This is a genomic window from Ruminococcus albus 7 = DSM 20455 (genome assembly GCF_000179635.2).
Lineage (GTDB): Bacteria > Bacillota > Clostridia > Oscillospirales > Ruminococcaceae > Hominimerdicola > Hominimerdicola alba.
Genome location: NC_014833.1, coordinates 1537642 through 1561517, shown reverse-complemented (window position 1 = coordinate 1561517; position 23876 = coordinate 1537642). Strand labels below are relative to the sequence as shown.

15 protein-coding genes, 6 tRNA genes, 3 rRNA genes and 1 riboswitch are annotated in these 23876 nt (G+C 45.3%); of the genes, 4 read left to right on the top strand and 20 right to left on the bottom strand.

Going from position 1 to position 23876, the window contains the following annotated elements:
• Nucleotides 1-18: 18 nt before the first annotated feature.
• The 3 genes from fic (at nucleotide 19) to RUMAL_RS06895 (ending at nucleotide 2490) form a co-directional block, all read left to right on the top strand.
• Complete coding sequence (gene fic / locus RUMAL_RS06905; protein ID WP_013498039.1) at nucleotides 19-624, top strand: protein adenylyltransferase Fic; 606 nt, start codon at nucleotides 19-21, stop codon at nucleotides 622-624.
• Nucleotides 625-769: 145 nt separating this feature from the next.
• Nucleotides 770-2239, top strand: a complete 1470-nt coding sequence (locus tag RUMAL_RS06900; RefSeq protein WP_013483912.1) for an IS5 family transposase — start codon at nucleotides 770-772, stop codon at nucleotides 2237-2239.
• A gap of 41 nt (nucleotides 2240-2280) precedes the next feature.
• A complete protein-coding gene (locus RUMAL_RS06895) occupies nucleotides 2281-2490 on the top strand; it encodes a hypothetical protein (RefSeq protein WP_013498038.1) in 210 nt (69 codons plus the stop codon).
• A 219-nt stretch (nucleotides 2491-2709) separates the two neighbouring features.
• Here the strand turns inward: RUMAL_RS06895 and RUMAL_RS06890 are convergent, their stop codons facing one another.
• The 18 genes from RUMAL_RS06890 to add all read right to left on the bottom strand — a co-directional run bounded on the left by RUMAL_RS06890 (nucleotide 2710) and on the right by add (nucleotide 20006).
• A complete protein-coding gene (locus RUMAL_RS06890; RefSeq protein ID WP_013498036.1) occupies nucleotides 2710-3063 on the bottom strand; it encodes a hypothetical protein in 354 nt (117 codons plus the stop codon).
• A 57-nt stretch (nucleotides 3064-3120) separates the two neighbouring features.
• Complete coding sequence (locus tag RUMAL_RS20635) at nucleotides 3121-3825, bottom strand: hypothetical protein (protein ID WP_013498035.1); 705 nt, start codon at nucleotides 3823-3825, stop codon at nucleotides 3121-3123.
• 210 nt (nucleotides 3826-4035) lie between these two features.
• A riboswitch (cyclic di-GMP riboswitch) is annotated at nucleotides 4036-4117 on the bottom strand.
• Between the two features lie 448 nt (nucleotides 4118-4565).
• Nucleotides 4566-5810: an IS256 family transposase gene (locus RUMAL_RS06880; RefSeq protein ID WP_013498034.1), complete on the bottom strand. Its 1245-nt coding sequence runs from the start codon at nucleotides 5808-5810 to the stop codon at nucleotides 4566-4568.
• Nucleotides 5811-5883: 73 nt separating this feature from the next.
• Nucleotides 5884-6762, bottom strand: coding sequence for a tyrosine-type recombinase/integrase (locus RUMAL_RS06875; protein WP_242843405.1), 879 nt, complete (start codon nucleotides 6760-6762; stop codon nucleotides 5884-5886).
• 993 nt (nucleotides 6763-7755) lie between these two features.
• Nucleotides 7756-7828, bottom strand: a tRNA-Trp gene (locus RUMAL_RS06870).
• A gap of 10 nt (nucleotides 7829-7838) precedes the next feature.
• A tRNA-Ile gene (locus RUMAL_RS06865) sits at nucleotides 7839-7912 on the bottom strand.
• A gap of 50 nt (nucleotides 7913-7962) precedes the next feature.
• A tRNA-Glu gene (locus RUMAL_RS06860) sits at nucleotides 7963-8034 on the bottom strand.
• Between the two features lie 27 nt (nucleotides 8035-8061).
• Nucleotides 8062-8134 (bottom strand) — tRNA-Lys (locus RUMAL_RS06855).
• A gap of 34 nt (nucleotides 8135-8168) precedes the next feature.
• Nucleotides 8169-8285 (bottom strand): 5S ribosomal RNA (gene rrf, locus RUMAL_RS06850).
• 67 nt (nucleotides 8286-8352) lie between these two features.
• Nucleotides 8353-11189: ribosomal RNA gene (locus tag RUMAL_RS06845) — 23S ribosomal RNA — on the bottom strand.
• A 142-nt stretch (nucleotides 11190-11331) separates the two neighbouring features.
• A tRNA-Ile gene (locus RUMAL_RS06840) sits at nucleotides 11332-11405 on the bottom strand.
• Between the two features lie 79 nt (nucleotides 11406-11484).
• A tRNA-Ala gene (locus RUMAL_RS06835) sits at nucleotides 11485-11560 on the bottom strand.
• A gap of 126 nt (nucleotides 11561-11686) precedes the next feature.
• Nucleotides 11687-13197: ribosomal RNA gene (locus RUMAL_RS06830) — 16S ribosomal RNA — on the bottom strand.
• The 16S, 23S and 5S rRNA genes sit together here with 6 tRNA genes alongside, the layout of an rRNA operon.
• Before the next feature lie 678 nt (nucleotides 13198-13875).
• Entirely contained in the window at nucleotides 13876-14550 is a 675-nt protein-coding gene (locus tag RUMAL_RS06825) for a metallophosphoesterase (protein WP_013498033.1), read from the bottom strand.
• Nucleotides 14551-14614: 64 nt separating this feature from the next.
• Nucleotides 14615-16081, bottom strand: coding sequence for a DUF1846 domain-containing protein (locus RUMAL_RS06820; RefSeq protein WP_013498032.1), 1467 nt, complete (start codon nucleotides 16079-16081; stop codon nucleotides 14615-14617).
• Between the two features lie 657 nt (nucleotides 16082-16738).
• A complete protein-coding gene (locus tag RUMAL_RS06815) occupies nucleotides 16739-17677 on the bottom strand; it encodes an ABC transporter permease (RefSeq protein WP_013498030.1) in 939 nt (312 codons plus the stop codon).
• Entirely contained in the window at nucleotides 17677-18999 is a 1323-nt protein-coding gene (locus tag RUMAL_RS06810) for an ATP-binding cassette domain-containing protein (protein WP_013498029.1), read from the bottom strand. The genes RUMAL_RS06815 and RUMAL_RS06810 overlap by 1 nt, the downstream gene beginning before the upstream one ends.
• Complete coding sequence (gene add / locus RUMAL_RS06805; protein ID WP_013498028.1) at nucleotides 18996-20006, bottom strand: adenosine deaminase; 1011 nt, start codon at nucleotides 20004-20006, stop codon at nucleotides 18996-18998. Before add ends, RUMAL_RS06810 begins: the two co-directional genes overlap by 4 nt.
• Before the next feature lie 167 nt (nucleotides 20007-20173).
• On the opposite strand from add, the gene RUMAL_RS06800 reads away from it, so the two are divergent.
• Entirely contained in the window at nucleotides 20174-20716 is a 543-nt protein-coding gene (locus RUMAL_RS06800; RefSeq protein ID WP_013498027.1) for an alpha/beta fold hydrolase, read from the top strand.
• A 2-nt stretch (nucleotides 20717-20718) separates the two neighbouring features.
• Here RUMAL_RS06800 and aepY read toward each other — a convergent pair whose 3' ends face one another.
• Entirely contained in the window at nucleotides 20719-21840 is a 1122-nt protein-coding gene (gene aepY, locus RUMAL_RS06795; protein WP_013498026.1) for a phosphonopyruvate decarboxylase, read from the bottom strand.
• Entirely contained in the window at nucleotides 21830-23869 is a 2040-nt protein-coding gene (gene aepX, locus RUMAL_RS06790; RefSeq protein ID WP_013498025.1) for a phosphoenolpyruvate mutase, read from the bottom strand. Before aepX ends, aepY begins: the two co-directional genes overlap by 11 nt.
• Nucleotides 23870-23876: the final 7 nt, after the last annotated feature.

Here is a 23876-nt window from a genome sequence, read left to right as displayed (position 1 = left end):
TCACGAAGAGGTGCAATAATGCTTGAAAATAAGATAAATGCACAAAGCTCGGCGGAGCTGGCAAGAGAAGAAGAACGCATTTCAAAACAGAAAGCAATTACACTATTTGAACAGAATATGCTTGCCACAAAAAAGGCAGGTACAATTGATACACTCATGTTCATCAATAAAACACTTTTTGAGGATATTTACTACTTTGCAGGAAAGATCCGCACCGTGAATATCGCAAAAGGCAGTTTTCGTTTTGCACCTGTTATGTATCTGGATCAGTCATTGAAAACAGTAGAACAGATGCCGCAAACAACTTTTGATGATATCGTTGCAAAATACGTTGAGATGAATATCTGTCACCCATTCCGTGAGGGAAACGGAAGAGCAACAAGGATATGGCTCGACCACATTTTCAAGAACGAACTGAAAAAAGTCGTTGACTGGAGCTTAATAGATAAGGAGGACTATCTACTTGCTATGGAGAGAAGTCCTATTCGCTCTACAGAGATAAATATACTGCTCAAAAATGCCCTTACAGATAAAACAGAAGATCGTGAAGTATTCATGAAAGGCATTGACACCAGCTATTACTATGAGGGCTACACAGCATTTGACATCAACGATCTGAGGTGACTATCACCGTATAACAATCTATTTAGTCTCTCCTCACACAGCAATAAAGCGACGAAATATCGACAAATCCAACCCAATATGGTATAATAGAAGTGCAAGAAAAAGTAATCAAAACGAGAAAAAAGCTTGCACTTCGGAGGATGCCATGTATAAGTTCAAGAAAGAAAAACAGATTTCATTCACAGATTTCAATCAACCGCTTGGTTTGCAAATGAACCCGGATAACCGCTGGGTAAAGAAAGCAGAAATGATCCCTTGGGAAACAATTGAAGCTGAATATGCCAGGCTGTTCCCGAGCCATACCGGTATGCCCGCAAAGCCTCTCCGCATGGCACTCGGTTCGCTGTTGATACAGAAGCAATATCATTATCCGGACGAAGAACTCGTCGAACAGATCAGAGAGAACCCGTACTACCAGTATTTCATCGGGCTGCCCGGATATGAGGATAAGATTCCGTTCGTACCTTCGCTTCTCGTGGAATTCCGCAAAAGACTATCGGAGGATGTTCTCAACGAGATCAATGAAATGATCATCGAGTACAACTCGCAGCAAGACAATGACGATTCTGATGACGTGAGTGGAAACGGAGGTCAGCCCGATCAGCAAGATCCAGCAAATGATTCCGAAGAAAAAACTGAAAACTCTGGCACACTGATCCTTGATGCGACCTGTGCGCCGCAGAATATCAAGTATCCTCAGGACATTGAGCTGCTGAATGAAGTTCGTGAAAAGCTTGAAGATATGCTGTGCAGAGTCTCCGATAAATACGGATTTTACAGACCGAGAATGTACCATCAAAAGGCAAGAAAAGACTATCTTGCACTTGCCAAATGCAGAAAGCGCGGTGCGAAAAAGATCAGAAAAGCGATCAAAAAGCAGCTTCAATATATTCGCCGTGACCTTGGATATATCGATAATCTTATCGAAAACAACGGCGTTGTGCTGTCCGTTTCCGATAAGGAGCTTCTTGATATTCTCATGACCGTTTACGATCAGCAGCGGTATATGTTTGAAAGCAACACTCATTCTGTTGAAGACCGTATTGTCAGCATCAGCCAGCCGTACATCCGACCGATCGTAAGAGGTAAAGCAAAATCTCCTGTTGAGTTTGGAGCTAAGCTCGATCTGTCAGTTGATGAGACCGGGATGTGCAGGATCGAGAAGCTATCCTTTAATGCTTACAACGAAAGTGCAGTTCTGAAAACAGCAATTGAAAACTACAAGCAGCGCACAGGTCATTATCCGGAGCGAGTTCTTGTTGATCAGATATATCGCAACCGTGAAAACATCTCGTTTTGCAGCGGTCACGGCATACGTATTTCAGGCAAAAAACTCGGAAGACCGAAGAATGACGCCGACAGCAAGGCTGAAAAGAAGGCAGCATATAAAGATAATACCGACAGGATCGAAGTGGAGCGTAAGTTCAGTCTTGCAAAGCGCAAATTCGGTCTTGGTCTGCTGCTCACAAAAAGAGAAGACACAACAAGAGCATCGATAGTTCTCAGCGTCATCGCAATGAACATCGACCGCCTGGCGGCGATGCTTTTACGCTTCTGGAAAATAGTGATAAATATTCGCTTCTCATATCGCCAGCCGGTATGCCGTGGATTTTAGAGGCTTGTTGAGGAGAGACTATTTAAACCGGAGGTGACACAATGGCTGTTTCAGAAGCTCATCAGAAAGCCGACATCAAATGTGGCAAAGAGAACTTAACTAATCTAGCAGTCAGACTTCGGAAAGAAAAGGCTGCTAAGTTTAAAGAACTTGCGTATAAAAATAATACAACTCCCAATGCTCTATTCAAAGAATTTGTAGATAAATATATTGAGGAAAACTCTTGGCATACAGTATTTAATACTGTATAATAAACGGTAGACAGATACCACCTGTCTACCGTTTTTTATTTGCAAAAATAATTAATCGAGGTGTAAAATGAAAATACCAAATAAACTGCTGGAGCTGTCCCGTAACGAACTAATGGTAGCCTGCCGCCTTTACAGTATCGTTAACCGTCACACCAAGCTGACAACCAACGGATATATAAAACAGCACCCGGAATTATCCCGAGTGCTGTTTTTCCATATTTATGGTTCAATGATAACTTCGACCCTGTCGAAATCTGTTTCATAAACCGTTATATCAGCCACATCAGTAGCTCCTTTGCCATTAAGATTTTTTGCATAAACATCGAAATGCCCATCTTTAGTTCCGACGATCTGATCGTCTTTATAGAGAAGCAGCTTGAATTTTGCAAAACCGCCCAACTCGTCTGCCGTCTGTTTGAAAGTAAGAAAAACTTCTTCGCCGGCAGTGTCACATTGTACAAGTTCTACCACATTACGTGCCCCTGTGAAAAGCCCGTCACTCTTTGCAGTAGCATTAGCACGAAGCTTCGTGCCGGAAATATCTCCGCTAAAGTGATATTCAAAATAGTTCACCTGCCCCTTTGTCAGCGTGATATCATCACTGCCTTTGCCGACAACGCTTCCGTCTTCCTAATATGCGATCAGAGAAGCTGAGATCGAAACATCCTGTTTTGCCTGTATCTTGTGAACTATCACCGTGTTCACGATAGAATTTATCCAGCTTGCTGCATCGATTATTTCGTAATACTTATTGCTCTCATAAGCATTAGGCGTGTCTTCTTCGGGTTCTTCATTAGTTTCGGGAAGATTTTCCGCTGTGATTGTATATTCGTCCTCAACTGCATTTTCAACCATATCGTACCTGATTATCCACGATTGATCGACAAGTTCAGCGTTTGTTATCCTGACTGTCAGAACATCACCGACTTGAACATTCGGGTCATCCGGTGAAACAAAATTAAGATGAATACCAGCCCAGATATTGTAACCGTATATTGATTCCGGATGAAGTTCCTGAGCTATAATACTTACAGTTTTTCCGTTAAGATCATCGCCCGAATTAAGAGCAGCTTCAAATGCTTCCTCATCACCGTAGTCAAGGTGAACTCTGTCCTGTGTCGGTTCTGTTTCGGATATTTTGGCAGACGTCGTTTCTTTTGGGGCTTCAGTCTCGATTTCTTCCTTTTCAGAAGTTTCAGCTGCTTCTGTAATAACAGCCGATGTTTCGGCACTAGTCGGTTTTTCCTTGGTCTGATTACCTTCTGTTGTTCCGCAGGCAGTAAATGTCAGGTAAACAGCTGCTGTAAAAGCGATAAATCTTGCGATGTTTTTCATAGTCATTCCTCCGTCCTTTGTATTTACTTGTCTTTTTATTCTGTCTTTGATTTCTTAGAAGACGCTGTATATAGAAGTAAAAGCAGAAGTCAAAACAAATGAAAAAAACCTTTTCTTCAACATAATAAGACCGACCTCCTTTTTTACATAAACAAAAAAGCAATGCGACAACGCATTGCTTAACTGTCAACCATTTTTCATGCACAACTGCATGGCAACCGGCTGTCATACCTTTCGGCTTAGACCCTTGGCTTTGCGTCACTGCTTTTCAGTAGTTTTGCTTTTTTACTATTAATTATATTATACCTTTTTATTGATTCATTGTCAATATTATTAACTATATTAGAAAATCAGACGAATAATTTCTACCATTTTCACAAAAGATAAGGTATAGAATTAACAAAACAATAAAAGGTTTTAAGCTTTTTATAAAGAATACAAATAAAATTCCCCACTAGAATAAATCGAGAAGGGGAAAATCAAACTATGTCTAAAGACAACACACTTTAATAAATCTCATCAAGCTTTGTCATAGCAGTCTTTTTCTGTTCCTCTATAACATGATAATAGAACTTCATCGTTATCGAAATGTCAGAATGCCCTAGGATTTCGAGTCAATCCCAAATTCTGTGTAAACGCAAAATAGTGCAATAGAAAAGTGTATGATGAGACCGATTGTGAAAGCAGTCGGTCTTATCAGCATATTAGCACATGATTATATGATTGTCAAGATAAAAGTATTATTCGGGTATTCTGTCTCCGTAATAGATCACAAGCTGAGCATAGATACTGCTCCAGTCCTGACGACGCCCAGTCCACTTTTTCGTGATGTCCTTCATAGCCAGATACAGCATCTTGAAAAGGCTGTCATCTGTAGGAAATACGGATTTTGTTTTGGTCACTTTCCTAAGCTGACGGTTGAATCCTTCGATTGCATTGGTGGTATAGATCAGCTTCCGAAGCTCCTGCGGGAACTTGAAATATGTGCTGAGATTAGGCCAGTTTTCGTACCATGACTTTGAGATCTTGGGATATTTGCTGTCCCAGACAGCGGCAAATTCGTCCAGAGCGTCCAGAGCAGCTTCTTCAGTGGCGGCAGTATAGACCTTTTTCAGGTCGGTCATAAGCGCCTTGATATCCTTGTAGGAGACATATTTGCTTGAATTCCTGAGCTGATGAATGATACAGTTCTGGATATCAGTTTTCGGAAATACAGCCTCTATCGCCTGAGAAAAACCTGTCAGGTTATCAGTGCAGGCGATAAGAATATCATCAACGCCTCTGTTACGCAGACTATTCAGAACGCCTGCCCAGAATTTGGCACTTTCATTTTCGCCTACCCACATACCGAGAACGTCCTTCCTGCCGTCCATATTAACGCCTATCGCTATGTAGACAGCCTTTTTGATGATCTGTCCCTCGCTGCGAACGTGGTAGTGGATAGCATCAAGAAATACGACTGCATAGATGCTTTCAAGTGGTCTTTGCTGCCATTCCTTGGCTGCGGGAAGCACTTTATCGGTTATGCGGCTGACAGTAGTATCGGATATCTCAAGACCGTAAATGTCACGAATATGATCCTCAATATCAGACGTTGACATACCTTTGGCATACATTGAGATGATCTTGTTCTCCATATCCTGAGATATGCTTGTCTGATTCTTGGGCAGTATCTTAGGCTCGAATTCGCCGTTTCTGTCACGAGGAACTTCAATATCAACCTTACCCATACTGGTACGAAGAGTTTTCTTGCTGTGACCGTTACGACTGTTGTCGGTAGCCTTGTTCTTAACGTCATACGGCTCGTATCCAAGCTCGGAATCAAGCTCTGATTCAAGGCTACCTTCCATAAATCCGGCAAGTGCCTCCTTGAAAAGTTCCTGAATATCGTCCATGCTCTGAATATTCGCTGCCGAAAGAAAATCACTTATTAGCTCTCTTCTTGCTCGCTGCTCTTCTGTTTCATTTCTTCGTCTTCTGCTCATAATTAAAACCTCCAAAGTAGTGTCTCTTCTATTATACACTACTTCAGAGGTTTACACAAATTTTAGGATAGACTCAGGATTCGGAAACGACCTTAATATCAGTCCCTTGTCTGAGCAATAGCGTTGCGAATGTATGGCGTAGAGCGTGAACAATGTCTTTCTTACCGTTGATTCCGCAGTTTTTAAGGACTCGCGACATAGTGCGATGAATAGCGCTTGGATCAACTAACAGACCATTCTCCGTGGCAACTATCCTATCATTATCACCCATTATAGCGTGTATCTTTACTAAAGCATCAAGTGCTGTTTTATTGAGTGGAACATAACGAACAGAATTTCGTGATTTGGGAGAATTTACTATCTTTTCATACTTCATGCTGCTGTCCCCTCTTGTTTTTACCGACGAAACGCTGTTATGTACGTAAACTATTTTATTTGTAAAATCTACATCAGACCAACTAAGTGCAAGAGCCTCCCCAACACGCAGACCGGTATTTAGCATAAACACGATGAAATAACCGTACCTATACTTAAAACTGCCATTATTATAAGTTGAAATAGCTTCGGCAGCAATCGCCCTCGCCTGTTCGGGAGAGTAATATACTACCGTTTCATCAGATTTATTATTTTTGGGAAGAACAACCGAAAGTATAGGATTCTTCTTTATATCCCCTTTTAAAACCGCAAGATCAAGACAACTCTTCAGATTAACGTATGCTTTTTTAGTTGTACTATAAGAAGAACGTTCTGAAAGATTGTTCAACATCATTTGAATATCATCAGCAGTCAGTTTCTTTAACTTTATTTTGCCTATAGCCGGGAAGATCTGATAATTTAGACTTTGTTCTACCCTATCATACGAAGAACGCTTTAATGATGGGCGTTTAGTATTAATAAGCCATTTTGTCATGTACTCCTCGACTGTGTTGTTGTTCTGTTTCTCGAATAACATTAAAAATATCCTCCAAAGTATATATTCCTGTATGCAAAAGCACAAGAACTATAATACCAAAAAGAGGATAATTCGTCAATCTATAATATTCAAAATATATACGATATATCAATATATATCCGTGAGAAAAAGAATAAACAAATTAAAATTTATTCAAAATTATTTTTAAAAAAGGCTTGACAAATAAAAAACGATGTGCTATAATACATACAGTGAGTGCGAACAACAAAACACCCACCTGTGGCTTAAATGAACGCCAATTCAAGTAAGCCATCAGCACAAATGCTCTCAGAAAGCAGATGTGAGACTTTTACAGATGAGTGCATCAATGTCCATGTTGTATATTATAGCATGGTTTTGATATATTTGTCAAGGAGTTTTCAGTATGCTTTTGTGAGTAGTGCTGAGAACTCTTTTCTTTTTTCCCGTAAGACTTACGGATCCTACGGCTGACTCCAGTTGAACTGAATAGCCAGAGAGAGAAAGCAACCACGACGAGACCTCAATAACTGCTGAAAGATTTCAGCTGCATTGTAACAGTTTGCATTTGCAAACCTGCCTTATGGCAGCTACCTCAATGTGCGCCGTGACCACTTAGTGACAGTAAGTGCAGCGAGTATAAACACTGTGGTGTGAGCTACCGGGGAGGTAATCGGGAAGTCATGGTCTGTATCGACTATGCAAAGGGCGCAGCCGACAGCAAGGTGTATTTGCTAAAAGAGTTTGTCACTCCTCAGAATACACTGATGACTAGGTGATCTAACTGATCTGCGTCAAAAGGAAAACTTTCAAGGCAATCCACAAAATTATTTCCGCTATCCTACAGCGGTTATAAATAAACCAACAGGCTGGTATAGCAAGTACCGCTTGTTGGCACAAATTCACTGAGATCAATGGACTTGTGCCAGCAAGTGAATTGCATACACTGTGTCTATAGACACACTTTATATATGAAAAGCCCCCGCAAGGGAATTTCTTCCCTCACGGAGATAGCAGGGGCACCAAGGATCGAACTCGGGACACGCGGTTTTGGAGACCGCTGCTCTACCAGCTGAGCTATACCCCTAAAAAAGAAATGGACCATCAGGGACTCGAACCCCGGACCCACCGGTTATGAGCCGGTTGCTCTGACCAACTGAGCTAATGGTCCATGTACAAAAAAACGCAAACTGAAGAAACAGCTTGCGGTCTTGGGAAATATGACCCGTGGGAGAATCGAACTCCCGTCGCCGGCGTGAGAGGCCGGAGTCTTAACCGCTTGACCAACGGGCCTTGACGCTGGTTTTCAGCGTTATAAAGTGCACCATCGGGGACTCGAACCCAGGACCCACTGATTAAGAGTCAGTTGCTCTACCATCTGAGCTAATGGTGCATAGACCAAAACACTCCGAAGAGTGTTTTGGGAGAGCCGGCGACAACTTATTTTCCCGGGCGGTCGCCCGCCGAGTATTTTCAGCGAAGATGAGCTTAACTTCTGTGTTCGGCATGGGAACAGGTGTGACCTCATCTCAATGATCACCGACTATAAATTAGAGGTAACAGTAACCTCAAAATTGAATAATGAAGGGTAATTTAAGGATTAACATAATTTAGGACAAGCCCTCGACCAATTAGTACACGCTAGCTAAATACATCACTGTACTTACACTTTGTGCCTATCAACCTTGTAGTCTTCAAGGGGTCTTACTCCATAAAGGATGAGATATCTTATCTTAAGGGCGGCTTCACGCTTAGATGCCTTCAGCGTTTATCCGTTCCGCACATAGCTGCCCAGCTGTGCCACTGGCGTGACAACTGGTGCACCAGAGGTGCGTCCATCCCGGTCCTCTCGTACTAGGGACAGCTCCTTGCAAATATCTTACGCCCACGACAGATAGGGACCGAACTGTCTCACGACGTTCTGAACCCAGCTCGCGTACCGCTTTAATTGGCGAACAGCCAAACCCTTGGGACCGAATTCAGCCCCAGGATGCGATGAGCCGACATCGAGGTGCCAAACCTCCCCGTCGATGTGGACTCTTGGGGGAGATCAGCCTGTTATCCCCAGGGTAGCTTTTATCCGTTGAGCGACGGCATTTCCATTCACATACCGCCGGATCACTAACTCCAACTTTCGTTACTGCTCGAACCGTCATTCTCGCAGTTAGGCTCGCTTTTGCGTTTACACTCTGACGCATGGTTTCCATCCATGCAGAGCGAACCTTTGAGCGCCTCCGTTACTCTTTAGGAGGCGACCGCCCCAGTCAAACTGCCCACCTAACAATGTCCCCCGACTTGATTCAAAGCCGCAGGTTAGAACTCCAGCACTTCAAGAGTGGTATCCCAACAGTGACTCCACATCAGCTGACGCCAATGCTTCCCAGTCTCCCACCTATCCTGTACATGAAATACCGAAATCCAATATTAGGCTACAGTAAAGCTCCATGGGGTCTTTCCGTCTAGTCGCGGGTAACCGGCATCTTCACCGGTACTACAATTTCGCCGGGCGGGTTGTTGAGACAGTGCCCAGATCGTTACACCATTCGTGCGGGTCAGAACTTACCTGACAAGGAATTTCGCTACCTTAGGACCGTTATAGTTACGGCCGCCGTTTACCGGGGCTTCAATTCGATGCTCTCACATCTCCTCTTAACCTTCCGGCACCGGGCAGGTGTCAGCCCCTATACGTCATCTTTCGATTTAGCAGAGACCTGTGTTTTTGCTAAACAGTCGCCTGGGCCTATTCTCTGCGGCTTGATCACTCAAGCACCCCTTATCCCTAAGTTACGGGGTCAACTTGCCGAGTTCCTTAACAACCCTTCTCCCGTTGGCCTTAGAATCTTCTTCCTATCTACCTGTGTCGGTTTGCGGTACGGGCACCTAAGATATTCATATAGCTTTTCTTGTCTCCGTCTATGATGCCTTCTCTACTTATTTTCGATCCCTTACGACCGGGTCAACCATCGCCCGGCTACATCACTTTCGAAGCGTCCCTATACTTAAATCTTTCGGTGGCTACGGAATTTCAACCGTATGTGCATCGGCTACGCCTTTCGGCCTGACCTTAGCCCCCGGCTTACCCTGAGCGGACGAACCTTCCTCAGGAAACCTTAGATTTTCGGCCATTATGATTCTCACATAATTCTCGCTACTCATTCCGGCATTCTCACTCGAATAAAGTCCACCAGCGCTTACGCTCTGACTTCACCCCTTATTCGACGCTCTCCTACCACTCATACTATTGTATGAATCCCAAGCTTCGGTGTATGTTTTAGCCCCGTTGAATTTTCGGCGCAGGGTCACTCGACCAGTGAGCTATTACGCACTCTTTTAATGAGTGGCTGCTTCTAAGCCAACATCCTGGTTGTTTATGCAACCCCACATCCTTTTCCACTTAAACATACTTTGGGACCTTAGCTGTGGGTCTGGGCTGTTTCCCTTTTGACTGTGAGACTTATCTCACACAGTCTGACTCCCATGAATCGATTATCCGGCATTCTTAGTTTGATAAGGTTCAGTAATCTTTCGACCCCTAGCCCATTCAGTGCTTTACCTCCGGTAATCTGTCATGAGGCTAGCCCTAAAGCTATTTCGGAGAGAACCAGCTATATCCGAGTTCGATTGGAATTTCACCGCTAACCACACCTCATCCCCGGCCTTTTCAACGGACGTGGGTTCGGCCCTCCATGGAGTTTTACCTCCACTTCAGCCTGGACATGGTTAGGTCACTCGGTTTCGGGTCTATTGCATACGACTTTGCCGCCCTATTCAGACTCGCTCTCGTCTTCGGCTCCGTGCCTTAAGCACTTAACCTTGCCGCATACAATAACTCGCCGGACCATTCTACAAAAGGTACCCGATCACTCATTGACGAGCTCTCGGTGCTTGTAAGCATAGGGTTTCAGGTTCTATTTCACTCCCCTCCCGGGGTTCTTTTCACCGTTCCTTCACAGTACTATTCGCTATCGGTCATTAGGTAGTATTTAGGCTTGGAGGATGGTCCCCCCATCTTCCCACGGGGTTTCACGTGTCCCGCGGTACTCCGGATACAGCTCGCTGATCAGACTTTTCGCTTACGTGACTCTCACACTCTTCGGTTCGTTTTCCCACACGATTCAACTAAATCCTTTCAATACTAAATGCTGTCCAAAACCCCGAAAGTATTGCTACTCTCGGTTTAGCCTCTTCCGCTTTCGCTCGCCACTACTCACAGAATCTCGGTTGATTTCTCTTCCTCGCCCTACTTAGATGTTTCAGTTCAGGCGGTTCCCCCCATACAGCTATTTTATTCACTGTACAGTGCATGAGCATACTCATGCGGATTGCTCCATTCGGAAATCTGCGGATCATTAGATACTTGCTCTTCCCCGCAGCTTATCGCAGCTTATCACGTCCTTCATCGGCTCCTAATGCCAAGGCATTCTCCCTACGCTCTTATTAGCTTAACCTTAGAATTATGTTATCCTTAATGTTATGCTGATTGTAGTTTTCCCGACTAATTTCTTTTAGTCGTTTTCCTCATTTGCATTACTTTTAATATTGCTTCATTATTCAATTTTCAAGTTACTGTCAGAGGACTTTTGTCCTCAGTGGGCACAAGTGGACTCGAACCACCGACCTCACGCTTATCAGGCGTGCGCTCTAACCACCTGAGCTATGCGCCCAAAAATCGCTAAAGCGATGTTTTGGCAACGAGTTTTAGTTCTCGTCTCAGTTCAGCTGTGTGATTGCGTCCTCGTCCCATGGTGGAGATGAGGAGGATCGAACTCCTGACCCCCTGCTTGCAAAGCAGGTGCTCTCCCAGCTGAGCTACACCCCCGTTTAAGGGACTCTTATGCTCTTTTAAAGATACCTTGCGGCATCCTCAAAATTGAACAACCAGCTGTTTCCACCACTTGCTGACCGGAGATTTTTTTGAAGTTTTTTAAACTTCGGTTCTCCATAGAAAGGAGGTGATCCAGCCGCACCTTCCGATACGGCTACCTTGTTACGACTTCACCCCAGTCATCAATCCCACCTTCGACTGCTTCCTCCTTGCGGTTAGAACACAGGCTTCGGGTGTTACCGACTCCCATGGCGTGACGGGCGGTGTGTACAAGGCCCGGGAACGTATTCACCGCGGCATGCTGATCCGCGATTACTAGCAATTCCGACTTCATGTAGGCGGGTTGCAGCCTACAATCCGAACTAAGACTGCTTTTAGGGTTTTGCTCCACATCACTGTTTTGCTTCCCTCTGTTAACAGCCATTGTAGTACGTGTGTAGCCCAGGTCATAAGGGGCATGATGATTTGACGTCATCCCCACCTTCCTCCGTTTTGTCAACGGCAGTCCTGCTAGAGTGCTCTTGCGTAGCAACTAACAGTAAGGGTTGCGCTCGTTGCGGGACTTAACCCAACATCTCACGACACGAGCTGACGACAACCATGCACCACCTGTCTATACGTCCCCGAAGGGATTTCACATATCTCTATGCTATGCGTACGATGTCAAGACCTGGTAAGGTTCTTCGCGTTGCTTCGAATTAAACCACATACTCCACTGCTTGTGCGGGCCCCCGTCAATTCCTTTGAGTTTCAGCCTTGCGGCCGTACTCCCCAGGTGGATTACTTATTGTGTTAACTGCGGCACGGAAGGGGTCAGTCCCCCCACACCTAGTAATCATCGTTTACGGCGTGGACTACCAGGGTATCTAATCCTGTTTGCTCCCCACGCTTTCGAGCCTCAGCGTCAGTTAAAGCCCAGTAAGCCGCCTTCGCCACTGATGTTCCTCCTAATATCTACGCATTTCACCGCTACACTAGGAATTCCGCTTACCTCTACTTCACTCAAGAACTACAGTTTCAAGTGCAGTTCAGGGGTTAAGCCCCTAAATTTCACACCTGACTTGCAATCCCGCCTACGCTCCCTTTACACCCAGTAATTCCGGACAACGCTCGCTCCCTACGTATTACCGCGGCTGCTGGCACGTAGTTAGCCGGAGCTTCCTCCTTGGGTACCGTCATTATCGTCCCCAAAGACAGAGGTTTACAATCCTAAAACCTTCTTCCCTCACGCGGCATCGCTGCATCAGGCTTTCGCCCATTGTGCAATATTCCCCACTGCTGCCTCCCGTAGGAGTCTGGGCCGTGTCTCAGTCCCAATGTGGCCGTTCAACCTCTCAGTCCGGCTACTGATCGTCGGCTTGGTGGGCCGTTACCTCACCAACTACCTAATCAGACGCGAGCTCATCTTTCGGCGAAATTCATTTGATAACAAAGTCATGCGGCTTCGTTATGTTATGAGGTATTAACAATCGTTTCCAATTGGTATCCCTCTCCGAAAGGCAGATTGCTCACGTGTTACTCACCCGTCCGCCACTAGCTAGAGAGTGCAAGCACTCTTTCGCTCGTTCGACTTGCATGTGTTAAGCGTGCCGCCAGCGTTCGTCCTGAGCCAGGATCAAACTCTTAATAAAGTTGTATCCTAATACTCTTCTCAGAGTAATTATGATCTCAGTTTCGTTTCACTGAACGTTTGTACATTTTCTTAGTCTTGTACTTGACTTCGATGAATTCATTCATCGTTAATACCTCAATCACTCAAAGTATTTTCAAGGGTTTTCGTATTCTTGGTTGTTCAATTTTCAAGATGCCTTTTCGTTGTCTGTCTTTTGTCAGACAACTCATTTATTATACCACACTTTTCTTCATTTGTCAACCCCTTTTCAGAAGTTTTTTGAAGATTTTTTTCATCTCTTTTTTAGAGATTTTTGTGTGTTATAAGCTTTTCTATTATACCACATTTTTCTTCGTTTGTCAAGTCTTTTTCAGAACTTTTTTGAAGCTTTTTCTGAGCAGTTCTTTTTTTATTGAACTTTTCTCTCGTGCGGTACTTTTTATTATATCACATTTTCTCGCTTTTGTCAAGACCTTTTGTGATATTTTTTTCTGCCTTTTTTCAAGTTCGCTTTTTCTGAACTACTCCCCCGCTCGTTCTCTTATCCCTAAGTTTCCTGCGGTTTTTCGCTCTTTTCGCTCGCTCTCTCGTTGACAGCTTAATTATTATAGCATCATTTTCACGTTTTGTCAAGTAAAATCATTTTCCACTATTTGTCGAATTTATGTGTATTTTGACGAGCGCTGTATCTTTACTTCTATCCACCCACCTCTATCATATCATCGTATAATATATAGAACCTATCATCAAAGCATCTGTTTATATGCCAATGTCCTGCGAACCATTTTTCAAAATCCAGTTTTCTGTAAAGCCATTCAAAATAACCTGTCAATTCAGCATCATGTACATCTGTATTCTTACCTATACGGTATATCATCGAATCAGGTATCGTATGTGTCACCACAAAATCTACCTTATACCCCGCCTTTTCAAGATTATCCGCCGCCTCATTATAATCCTCCGAAGTCGGGATCTCCTGCTTCCACCAGCTTCTTCCTTCTTTTCTCATATATTTATCTATTGAATATGCACCGCCAAAGGTAAAGTACCTCTTCCCTTCAATGTCGAATATCTGTCCGCGCATGAGATGATATATATTCTCAGCTATCTTGTGCGCCTTGCCTCCGCAGTATTCTACTATGGGGTATGTTTCCAGCATATCGAAATTCTCGTGATTTCCGTCAACAAACAGTATCGCGTATTCCTCCGCAGCCAGTTTTTTCAGATAGTACTGATGCTTTCCCCCTATGCGTCCGACGAATCCAAAATCACCGCACACTATTACTGTATCACCTTTCTTCAGCCCCATTTGTGCGAATCTGTTCACCGTATCATTATATTCACCATGAGTATCTCCCGTTATATATATCATAATTCCTCCTAAGGCGTTCTATAGTACAAAAAAGAGGACTGTATCACAGTCCTCTCAAAGCTCATCAATTGAATTTGGGTTCGCAGGTGAGATTTATTCCCAGACGCTTGAATATCCTTTCATCCACAGCACTGAGTATTACCGTCGAATGCACCTCGCAGCCGCGCAGCTTTTCAAGCTGATCCATGGCACGCTTTGCATTCTCATCAGTAGCAGCACAGATAGAAAGGGCTATCAGGGTCTCATCCGTATGTATCCTTGGGTTGTTATTGCCGAGATGATTTATCTTCAGATTCTGTATAGGCTCGATAACATGGGGCGACATCAGCAGAGTATCATCGTCTATCTCCCCGAAGTATTTCAGCGCGTTGAGTATAAGTGCCGAACAAGCACCCAGCAGATTTGAAGTCTTACCGGTGATAATAGTACCGTCAGGAAGCTCCATAGCAGCCGCAGGAGAACCTGTTTCTTCCTCCTTAGCCAGTGCAGCAGCCACAACCTTTCTGTCAGCAGTGCTCACCTTCGCCTGATTCATCAGCATTTCCAGCTTGTAGGTATCCTCCTCCGAAGCCATGCCCTTCTTTCTGTCGCAAAGGGCTGTATAATAACGGCGGATTATCTCCTGCTTTGCAGCCTCACGTACTGCTTCATCATCTACTATGCAGTTGCCTGCCATATTTACGCCCATATCTGTAGGTGATTTATAGGGCGATGAACCCAGGATATTCTCGAACATCGCATTCAGCACAGGGAATATCTCCACATCACGGTTGTAGTTGACTGTGGTCTGCCCGTATGCTTCAAGATGGAACGGGTCTATCATATTAACGTCATTCAGGTCTGAGGTCGCAGCCTCATATGCCAGATTGACAGGGTGTTTCAGTGGTATGTTCCATATCGGGAAAGTCTCGAACTTCGCGTAGCCCGCATTTACGCCCCTCTTGTGCTCATGGTAGAGCTGTGAAAGGCAGGTAGCCATCTTTCCGCTTCCGGGACCTGGAGCAGTAATTACTACCAGCTTGCGTGTAGTTTCTATATAGTCGTTCTTGCCGTAGCCTTCATCACTCATTATAAGCTGAAGATTAGCAGGATAGCCCTCGATAGCGTAATGATGATATACCTTTACACCCAGTGCCTCCAGCCTTTTCTGGAATGCCACCGCCGAACGCTGACCCTCATACCTCGTCAGCACTACCGAGCTTACATAAAGCCCGATCTTCGTAAATACATTGTAAAGTCTTAATACGTCCACATCATAGGTGATGCCCAGATCGCCTCTTATCTTGTTCTTCTCGATGTCACCAGCGTTTATAACGATGACTATCTCAGCCTCATCCTTCAGCTGCAAAAGCATCTGCAGCTTGCTGTCGGGCTTGAATCCCGGGAGAACTCTCGAAGCGTGGAAATCGTCATAAAGCTTACCGCCGAACTCCAGGTACAGCTTGCTGCCGAAATCCGCTATCCTCTCGCGTATGCGTTCAGACTGCATCTTCAAATATTTGTCATTATCGAACCCTATCTTATTACTCATAAAACAACCCTTTTCCTTATACAGCTTTGGCTGCAGCTGCAGCCGCAGGAACTGTATTATTCATTCCTTATCGTTCTTTCATACCCTGTAATTATACCACTTTGCTCAGATATTGTCAATAAAAAAATACGAAAAAATACATTGATCCCCACAGATTTTTCTGTCTTCCGCCGTCACCCACCGCCGCTGAAAAGTCATGTCGATCCTTTGTGCATATCCCACATTACCGATCTACACGCTCTGTACAAATATACGTTTTTTCTTTTAACTCGGACATATTTCTGCAAAAGTTGTACAAAAACGTACAACTTTTGGCAGTTTTTCGCTGTATATAGAAGGGGTCATTCATGCAGACCGATCCATCATCTTTTGACAAATGTAGAAACATCTTAAATCGACCTCCTTTTATTGAACCAAAGATCCCGGCACCAAAAGTGTCGTTTATATATATCCGACTCTGTACGCACGATGGCAGGCTGACGCTGACTATGACTACGGGATACGAAGCGACGTGCTATACTGTACAGAGGACAGCATCTTGACAATCCTCGCCATTTTATGCGAGTTCATATTTTTTCCAAAGGCATACGCGAAAAATATCCGCATACTAAAAAGCGGAGAACGACAGCTGCCGTTCTCCGCTCATACACTATGTAGCTATCGCCTGTCCTGATCTATAAACTCCAGTGACACAATGGAAAGAAATGCAAACCCGATTATGAATATACCGAGATTTCCCCAGCACTTCAACACGTTCTTAGTCGATGATTCGTACTTCTTTTCCTGATTGTTGCTTCCGCATTTCAGCATCAGTTCGTCTTTGCGGTTTGAAGCTGTTATATAGTCCAGCATTTCATCTACAGGCTTTTCACCCTCCACCTCCAGACTTCTCATCTTACTCATTGAAGTCCACAGTGAGGTCATGGGCAGATTGTTGTAATTGCCCTGCGCACAAAGTGAGGTCAGCCCCCATTTTGATACCGTAAAGTATGACATCTTGTAAGCCTTTCCCGTCAGCGAGAAGAATCCTCCCGAGAATATCAGCTGGAATATCAGCAGGAACGGTACAAAGGTCATGGCAGTAGTGGTGTTCTTCACCACCGAGGATATGAAAAGCGATATCATATCCGCCGCGTAGGTTATAAGGAACATGGTCACAAAAAGATCAGATCCTGCCCCGAATACGAATCCCTCCGACGGCATACGAACCTTTGCCACCATCATGACGAATATGGTTATCAGCGCCTGACTTCCGCATAGGAAAGCCTGATATATCATATGTGCGAATACGTATGATGTCATGTGCAGTCCCGAACGGTGCTCACGCTTTATTATGGCTCTTTCACGGCATACCACCTGTATCGAATTGAAAAATCCGTTCCAGATACATATACAGGAGAATGCGAACGCACCCCTGAGAGTACCCTCCATGGATACGTTCATCTTCTTGCCCACAACAAAGGATACAAGCCCCGATATAACAGCAGCCATTGGCAGTACCTTCCAGTCGTTCCTGAATATGAACATACGGAACAGCTTTCCCAGATATACAAAGGTCTGTCCCATCCTGCCTGTGTGCTTTACAGCAGTATCCATCAAAGCTCACCTCCTGCCGCAGCAGCTGCGTACTTCCTTACAAATTCGTCAGCCTTGCCCTCGCCGCCTTCTTCGCGGCGGTTTACTGACATAAGTATCTCTTCCATTGACTTCTTCCCGAAAAATCCGTAAGACTTCTCTCTCGCACCATAGTAAGCAAGTCTGCCTGTACGGTTTGCGTCCTTTGCCACTACTATAACATCATCGAACAGATCAGCCACACGGTCAGGTGTGTGTGTTATCACAATAACTATCTTGCCGCTGTCCGCAATAGCGCGAAGCTTCTCGAAAAGCGCTCTCGCCATTACTCCGTCGAGTCCCGAATCGGGCTCATCCAGTATGAAAAGTGTGGGGTCTGAGATATACTCTATCGCTATCGAAAGCCTTTTGCGCTGTCCTCCCGAAAGCTTGTCCACAAGGCTTCCCTTTACAGGTGTAAGACCGAATGTGTCAAGTACGCTGTTTATGCGTTTTCTTCTTTCGTCGTATTTCATATCCGAAGGCAGCCTCAGCAGCGCCGCATCCGAAAGTGTCCTGTATACCGTATCACTTCCGCGTACAAGGTCCTGCTGGGGCACGAAACCTATATCGTACTTCATGCTCTTGTAGTCCTTGTAGATATTGTTTCCGCCCAGCTTGATAACAGCCTTTGCCTTTTCATAGCCCGTAACAGCATTCAGAAAAGTAGTCTTGCCCGAACCCGAGCCCCCAAGCAGCAGAACCATATGACCTTTCGGTACACTCAGGTGTATATCCCTGAGCAGTACCTTTCTCTGCAGAAAGTTCATAGCTGTACGCTTGTTTATGTTTATCGAAAGTCCGCCGCCCGAGGATTCAGCTTCTATACCGCTGACCTCAGGTGCCGCTTCCTCTGCATCGAAGGGGTATTCATCTACAGTATCAAAATGTCTGCCATATCCCCACAAAATAGCTATGGGACCCCTCAGCAGTACCCACGGTATTACCCACAGCCTGTTGCGCCCGAAGGCTGCAGCAAGTCCGAAATATACACGTATGCTGTATATGGTAAATGGTATCATCAGCAGCATCAGCAAGAATACTGATATCATGCTTTGCAGTGAATTGGTCTTGTATACACACCATGTCACCGTGGTCAGCACTATGCCGAAGCTCAGCAGCATCATCGAACTGCCTTCCTGCTCTCTGCAGGCGCATTTACCCATCCTGCCATGCCTTAAAAAGGGTATGAATGCCAGCCACGGTCTTATGCCGCATTTTTTGAATATGCCGTAAGCACCGATTATCTCCAGTATTTCTGATACCGCCAATACGGCAAGTATCGTATCCCTGTACTCCATCATGGTTCATTCACCCCCCGGATAAGCTGAGCCCTCATCCATTCCTTGACCTCATCGGACGCAAAAGCCGCATCTGCCGCGTTAAGCAGAACTTCTCTCTCCTGTTCCGCAGTAAGCCCGAAACGTCGCTCCATATACCTGAACTCCGCCGCGATATCGGTACGCTCGATAGCAGGATCATCAGTGTTTATCATCACTTTTATCCCTCGTCTGAGATATTCCGTAAAGGGATAATTTTCCATATCCTCCACCGCATGAGTAAGCCTGTTGCTCGTAGGGCACATCTCAAGAGGTATGCCGCGTTCGGCTATCACAGATACCAGTTCAGGGTCTTCGTATATCCGTACCCCGTGACCGATACGTGCCGCCCCGAATTCTATCGCTTTTCTGACACTCTCTGCGCCGTCTGCTTCTCCTGCGTGTATGGTGAAAGGTACACCGCTCTCACGGACTTTTTCAAAAAGCTCCGCAAAATCCGCCGTGGGAAAAAGCCCCTCCGCACCTGCAAGGTCAAGAGCGCATACCCCTTTGCCGAGATATTCCTCCGCCAGTTCAGCCGTTTCAAGATTCTTGTCCTCAATATCCTTTCCCCTCATACAGCATAGTATCAGCCCTGTTTTAAGTTCACTGCGCGAAAGTCCTTCCATTACAGCCTCAACAGCATCACGCTGACTAAGCCCATTCTCACAGTGCAGCTGCGGCGCAAACCTTATCTCAGCATAGATAACTCCCTGTTCACGCATATTTTCAGCCACAAGGTATGCGCACTCGCTTAGGGCTTCAGCCGTCTGCAAAAGCTTCAGGGGCAGTTCAAAACATTCAAGGAACTCATTGAGATCCCTGCAGTCCTCCCCCACCGAAAGCAGCTTTTCAAGCGCTTCGCCCTCAGCAGGCAGTATCATGCCCTGCATATCCGCAAGACGTTTTGCTATATCCGCTGTCACAGCCCCGTCAAGATGCAGATGCAGATCTATATATCTGTCCGGAAAATATCTTCCTGTTCTATCCATAATAAATGACTCCCTTTCATTGGTTAAAACAAATGTCATTTATTATATTGTACTACCACTGACAGGGTTTGTCAACTCAGTTTTTGCTTATTGTCACCAAATATTAAGATTGACTTGCCATAATGCTTGTGCTATAATCAATATATCAGCGAAAGGAGATAACTTATATGAAGCTATGTGTGATTTTTCCCGGCATAGGCTACCACTGCGAAAAGCCCCTGCTGTACTATTCGGCAAAACTCGCCAAAAGCAAGGGCTATGATGTGATACCTCTGAAATTTTCGGGATTCGATAATTCAACAAAGGGCAACGAAGAAAAAATGTCAGCCGCTGCCGCACACGCCCTTGAACAGGCAGAAGCACAGCTGACTGACACCGATTTCTCAAAATACGAAAAAATAGTATTCATCGGCAAAAGCATAGGCACGATAGCCTGCCTTGCTTACAGGGAGCGATACGGTACAAATGCCTCCTGCATACTTCTGACACCCCTTGCCATGACTTTTGAAAGCCTATCTCACCGCTGTACAGCTTTCCACGGCACAGCCGACCAATGGGCTGACACCGAAGCTATCCGCAAGCTTTGCATAAAGCATCTTGTGCCGCTCCATGAGTATGAAAACGCAAACCATTCCCTTGAAACAGGCGATACTTTCACCGATATCCGTACACTCCTCGATGTTACCGAAAAAATAGCTGATTTACTCTGATATCAGTCCTTTGCAAGATGTGCCATAAAATGCTCCTTGTTTTCTATGGCAGTGGTGGTGGGTCTGCCAAGGTCTGCGCGTGAACCCAGTGCGCATTTCACTTCAACAAAAGCAAGCCCCCTGCCGTTACGCACTTCGGCAAGAACTTTGTCAAGGGCTTCAAAACTGTCCGCTGTGTATACCCTGAGGTATCCGCAGGCACGGGCTATACCTGTTATATCCGTCTGCCCCGCAGCTGTCGGCATACCGCCCACAGTTTCGTGGGCAGAATTATTTATCACGATATGTACAAGGTTCTCGGGACATATCTGCCCTGTTACAGCAAGGCTTCCCATGTGCATAAGCATTGAACCGTCACCGTCTATACACCATACCGTTTTATCTTTCTTCTGAAGTGCTATCCCCAGTGCGATAGATGAAGTATGTCCCATTGAACCCACAGTGAGAAGATCTCTGCCGTGACCCTGACCATTCTGTTCTCTTATCTCGAAAAGTTCGCGGCTTGCTTTTCCCGTGGTAGATACCACAGGGTCATCCCCTGTAAATGATACTATATGTCTGATGACCTCCTCGCGTGACATTGTATAGTCGTTTTTATAGGATATCTTCTTATCATAAGTCAGTGCGCCCTTGCGCACAACGAAAGCCGCCTGTCTGCCCTCAGCAAAGGCTTTCCTAAATCTTTCCAGTGCAGTGCGTATATCACTTTCGGCGGTATCACTGCTTATAACGAAGCTTTCAATATCCATATCATCAAGGAGTTTCAAAGTCACCTCTCCCTGATAGATGTGCTGGGGTTCATCATGTACTCCGGGTTCACCGCGCCAGCCTATTATGAAAAGCATGGGTATGGCATATACCTTTCTGTTCAGCAAACTTGCGGCAGGGTTGATGATATTCCCCTCCCCCGAATTCTGCATATAAACCACAGGCACTTTCCCAGTTGCCAGATGATACCCTGCGGCTATGGCTGTGCAGTTGCCCTCGTTTGCCGCTATTATATGATGTGAGGGGTCAGTGGAATAAGTATCCATAATATAGTCGCAAAGCGGTCTTAAAAGGCTGTCGGGTACTCCTGTATAGAAGTCAGCCCCTATCATATGTTCAAGTAATTTAACGTCCATAATTATCTTCCTTTATATCATCCGGTATCAGTCTTATTATCTCACCGAAGGGCATACATATTTCATCACATTCCTGTGCGCGGTGATTTTTCAGTATCATCTCCGCCGCCTTTTTCATGGCAGGAAAACCGCTTCGCGTAAGCTGATTTGCATATATCACAATGTTCACGCCACGCGCCTTGAATTCTTCCTCCGTAACAGAATCAAAAGCCGTAGGCACTACAACGATAGGTGTGTCAGCGTCCTGCGCCCTGAATCTTTCAACAAACTCAAAAACTTCAGCAGGGTCTTTCTTTCTGCTGTGTATCATTATTGCATCAGCACCTGCTTCGGTATAGGCAAAAGCCCTTTCAAGCGCGTCCTCAACACCTTTTTCCAGTATAAGACTTTCTATCCTTGCACATATCATAAAATCGGAGGTCTTCTGCGCACGCTTGCCGGCGCTTATCTTGGCACAGAAGTCCTTTATATCAGCCTGCGTCTGCACGACTTCATTTCCGAAAAGACTGTTCTTTTTAAGCCCGGTCTTGTCCTCTATTATCACCATTGATACGCCCATGCGTTCAAGGGTGCGGACGGTATATACAAAATGCTCCGCGATACCGCCTGTATCACCGTCGAATATTATAGGCTTGGCAGTGACCTCCATTATCTCATCAACTGTCCTGTAACGGCTGGTCATGTCCACCAGCTCGATATCGGGCTTGCCCCTCGCGGTGGAATCACACAGGGAGCTTATCCACATGGCATCGAACTGCTTTATTCCGCCGTTCTCGCATACGGAAGTGTTTTCAACTATAAGCCCCGTAAGACCGCTGTGGGCTTCCATAGCGGTTATAAGACCTTTTATGCCCAGCATCTTTTTCAGCCTGCTGCGCCTTATACCGGGAGTGGAAAGTTCTGCCAGAGAACGGCGCTCCAGCCCGATGTATTTTTCATCATAAGAATAGGGATACTCCACCAGCCTGCCGCCGTACTCCGCAAGAAGGGAGATCGTTTCCTCACGTATGGGCTTCTGAACACCTGTGCGCCAGTCATCACCGTGTACAACTATATCGGGGCGCAGCCGCATTATATTCTCACGGTACGAAAGTTCCTGCTGACCCACCACACAGTCTACTCCGCTTATATTCTCAAACATGGTCCTGCGCTCCTCAAAGGGCAGCAGCGGAAACCGCTTGTAGCCTGCTACTGCTTCATCTGAAAGCACACCTACCGTGAGCCTGCCAAGCTCTGCAGCTTTCTTTATTATAGATATATGACCGTTATGTATTATATCGGTCGAAAAGCACATATACACGTTTCTGTGCTTTATGCTATCCAGTTTTCGGGACACTTTTTCAAGATCATCAGCATTGTCTATCTCACTGCAAAGCAGTTCATCCACATCAAGGGGACGTATATCACATTCACCCGAAACTTCGTTCAGTGCTTTCTCCGCATAGCAGGTGCGCTTTTCGTCAATACCGCTTTCGCAGTAGGCTGTGATATTATCAAGCCATGTGCGGAAGTCTTGCTTCGTCAGCTTATAAAGGGGCTGTGCAGCTTCTGCGTTATCAAAAAACTCCACACCCACCCTGACTATCTTACCGTCTTCAATAACTGCCTTGAAGTCCTTTTCAGGCAGAGGTACAGATGAGGATACAGCCATGCAGCTGCCCTCATGGGCTATGACTTCATGGAGAACAAGGCTGTCAAAAACAAGGTCGCCGTGCATGAGTATGATATCGTCATCGAGAATATGACGTGCTAAGTATATTGACCACATATAGTTTGTTCTATCAAACTCATCATTGTGTACAAACGTAATATCAAGGGGCATATCAAGGCTTCTTACATAGTCCTCCAGCACATCGGCAAGATAGCCCGTAGTGATGACCACTTTTTTCAGCCCTTCAGAAGCCGCAAGGGACAGCTGTCGGCTGAGGATAGTCTCTTTATCCGATATCTCTGTCATGCATTTAGGGTGAGTATCAGTCATTCCACCCATTCGGGAACCCCTGCCCGAATCAAGTATAAGCAGTGTCATATATTCT

Bases quoted from the DNA above. Each gene is read 5' to 3' on its own strand.
- fic (WP_013498039.1), top strand. From the start codon at position 19: ATGCTTGAAAATAAGATAAATGCACAAAGCTCGGCGGAGCTGGCAAGA.
- RUMAL_RS06900 (WP_013483912.1), top strand. From the start codon at position 770: ATGTATAAGTTCAAGAAAGAAAAACAGATTTCATTCACAGATTTCAAT.
- RUMAL_RS06895 (WP_013498038.1), top strand. From the start codon at position 2,281: ATGGCTGTTTCAGAAGCTCATCAGAAAGCCGACATCAAATGTGGCAAA.
- RUMAL_RS20635 (WP_013498035.1), bottom strand. From the start codon at position 3,825: ATGAAAAACATCGCAAGATTTATCGCTTTTACAGCAGCTGTTTACCTG.
- RUMAL_RS06880 (WP_013498034.1), bottom strand. From the start codon at position 5,810: ATGAGCAGAAGACGAAGAAATGAAACAGAAGAGCAGCGAGCAAGAAGA.
- RUMAL_RS06875 (WP_242843405.1), bottom strand. From the start codon at position 6,762: ATGTTATTCGAGAAACAGAACAACAACACAGTCGAGGAGTACATGACA.
- RUMAL_RS06825 (WP_013498033.1), bottom strand. From the start codon at position 14,550: ATGATATATATAACGGGAGATACTCATGGTGAATATAATGATACGGTG.
- RUMAL_RS06820 (WP_013498032.1), bottom strand. From the start codon at position 16,081: ATGAGTAATAAGATAGGGTTCGATAATGACAAATATTTGAAGATGCAG.
- RUMAL_RS06815 (WP_013498030.1), bottom strand. From the start codon at position 17,677: ATGGATACTGCTGTAAAGCACACAGGCAGGATGGGACAGACCTTTGTA.
- RUMAL_RS06810 (WP_013498029.1), bottom strand. From the start codon at position 18,999: ATGATGGAGTACAGGGATACGATACTTGCCGTATTGGCGGTATCAGAA.
- add (WP_013498028.1), bottom strand. From the start codon at position 20,006: ATGGATAGAACAGGAAGATATTTTCCGGACAGATATATAGATCTGCAT.
- RUMAL_RS06800 (WP_013498027.1), top strand. From the start codon at position 20,174: ATGAAGCTATGTGTGATTTTTCCCGGCATAGGCTACCACTGCGAAAAG.
- aepY (WP_013498026.1), bottom strand. From the start codon at position 21,840: ATGGACGTTAAATTACTTGAACATATGATAGGGGCTGACTTCTATACA.
- aepX (WP_013498025.1), bottom strand. From the start codon at position 23,869: ATGACACTGCTTATACTTGATTCGGGCAGGGGTTCCCGAATGGGTGGA.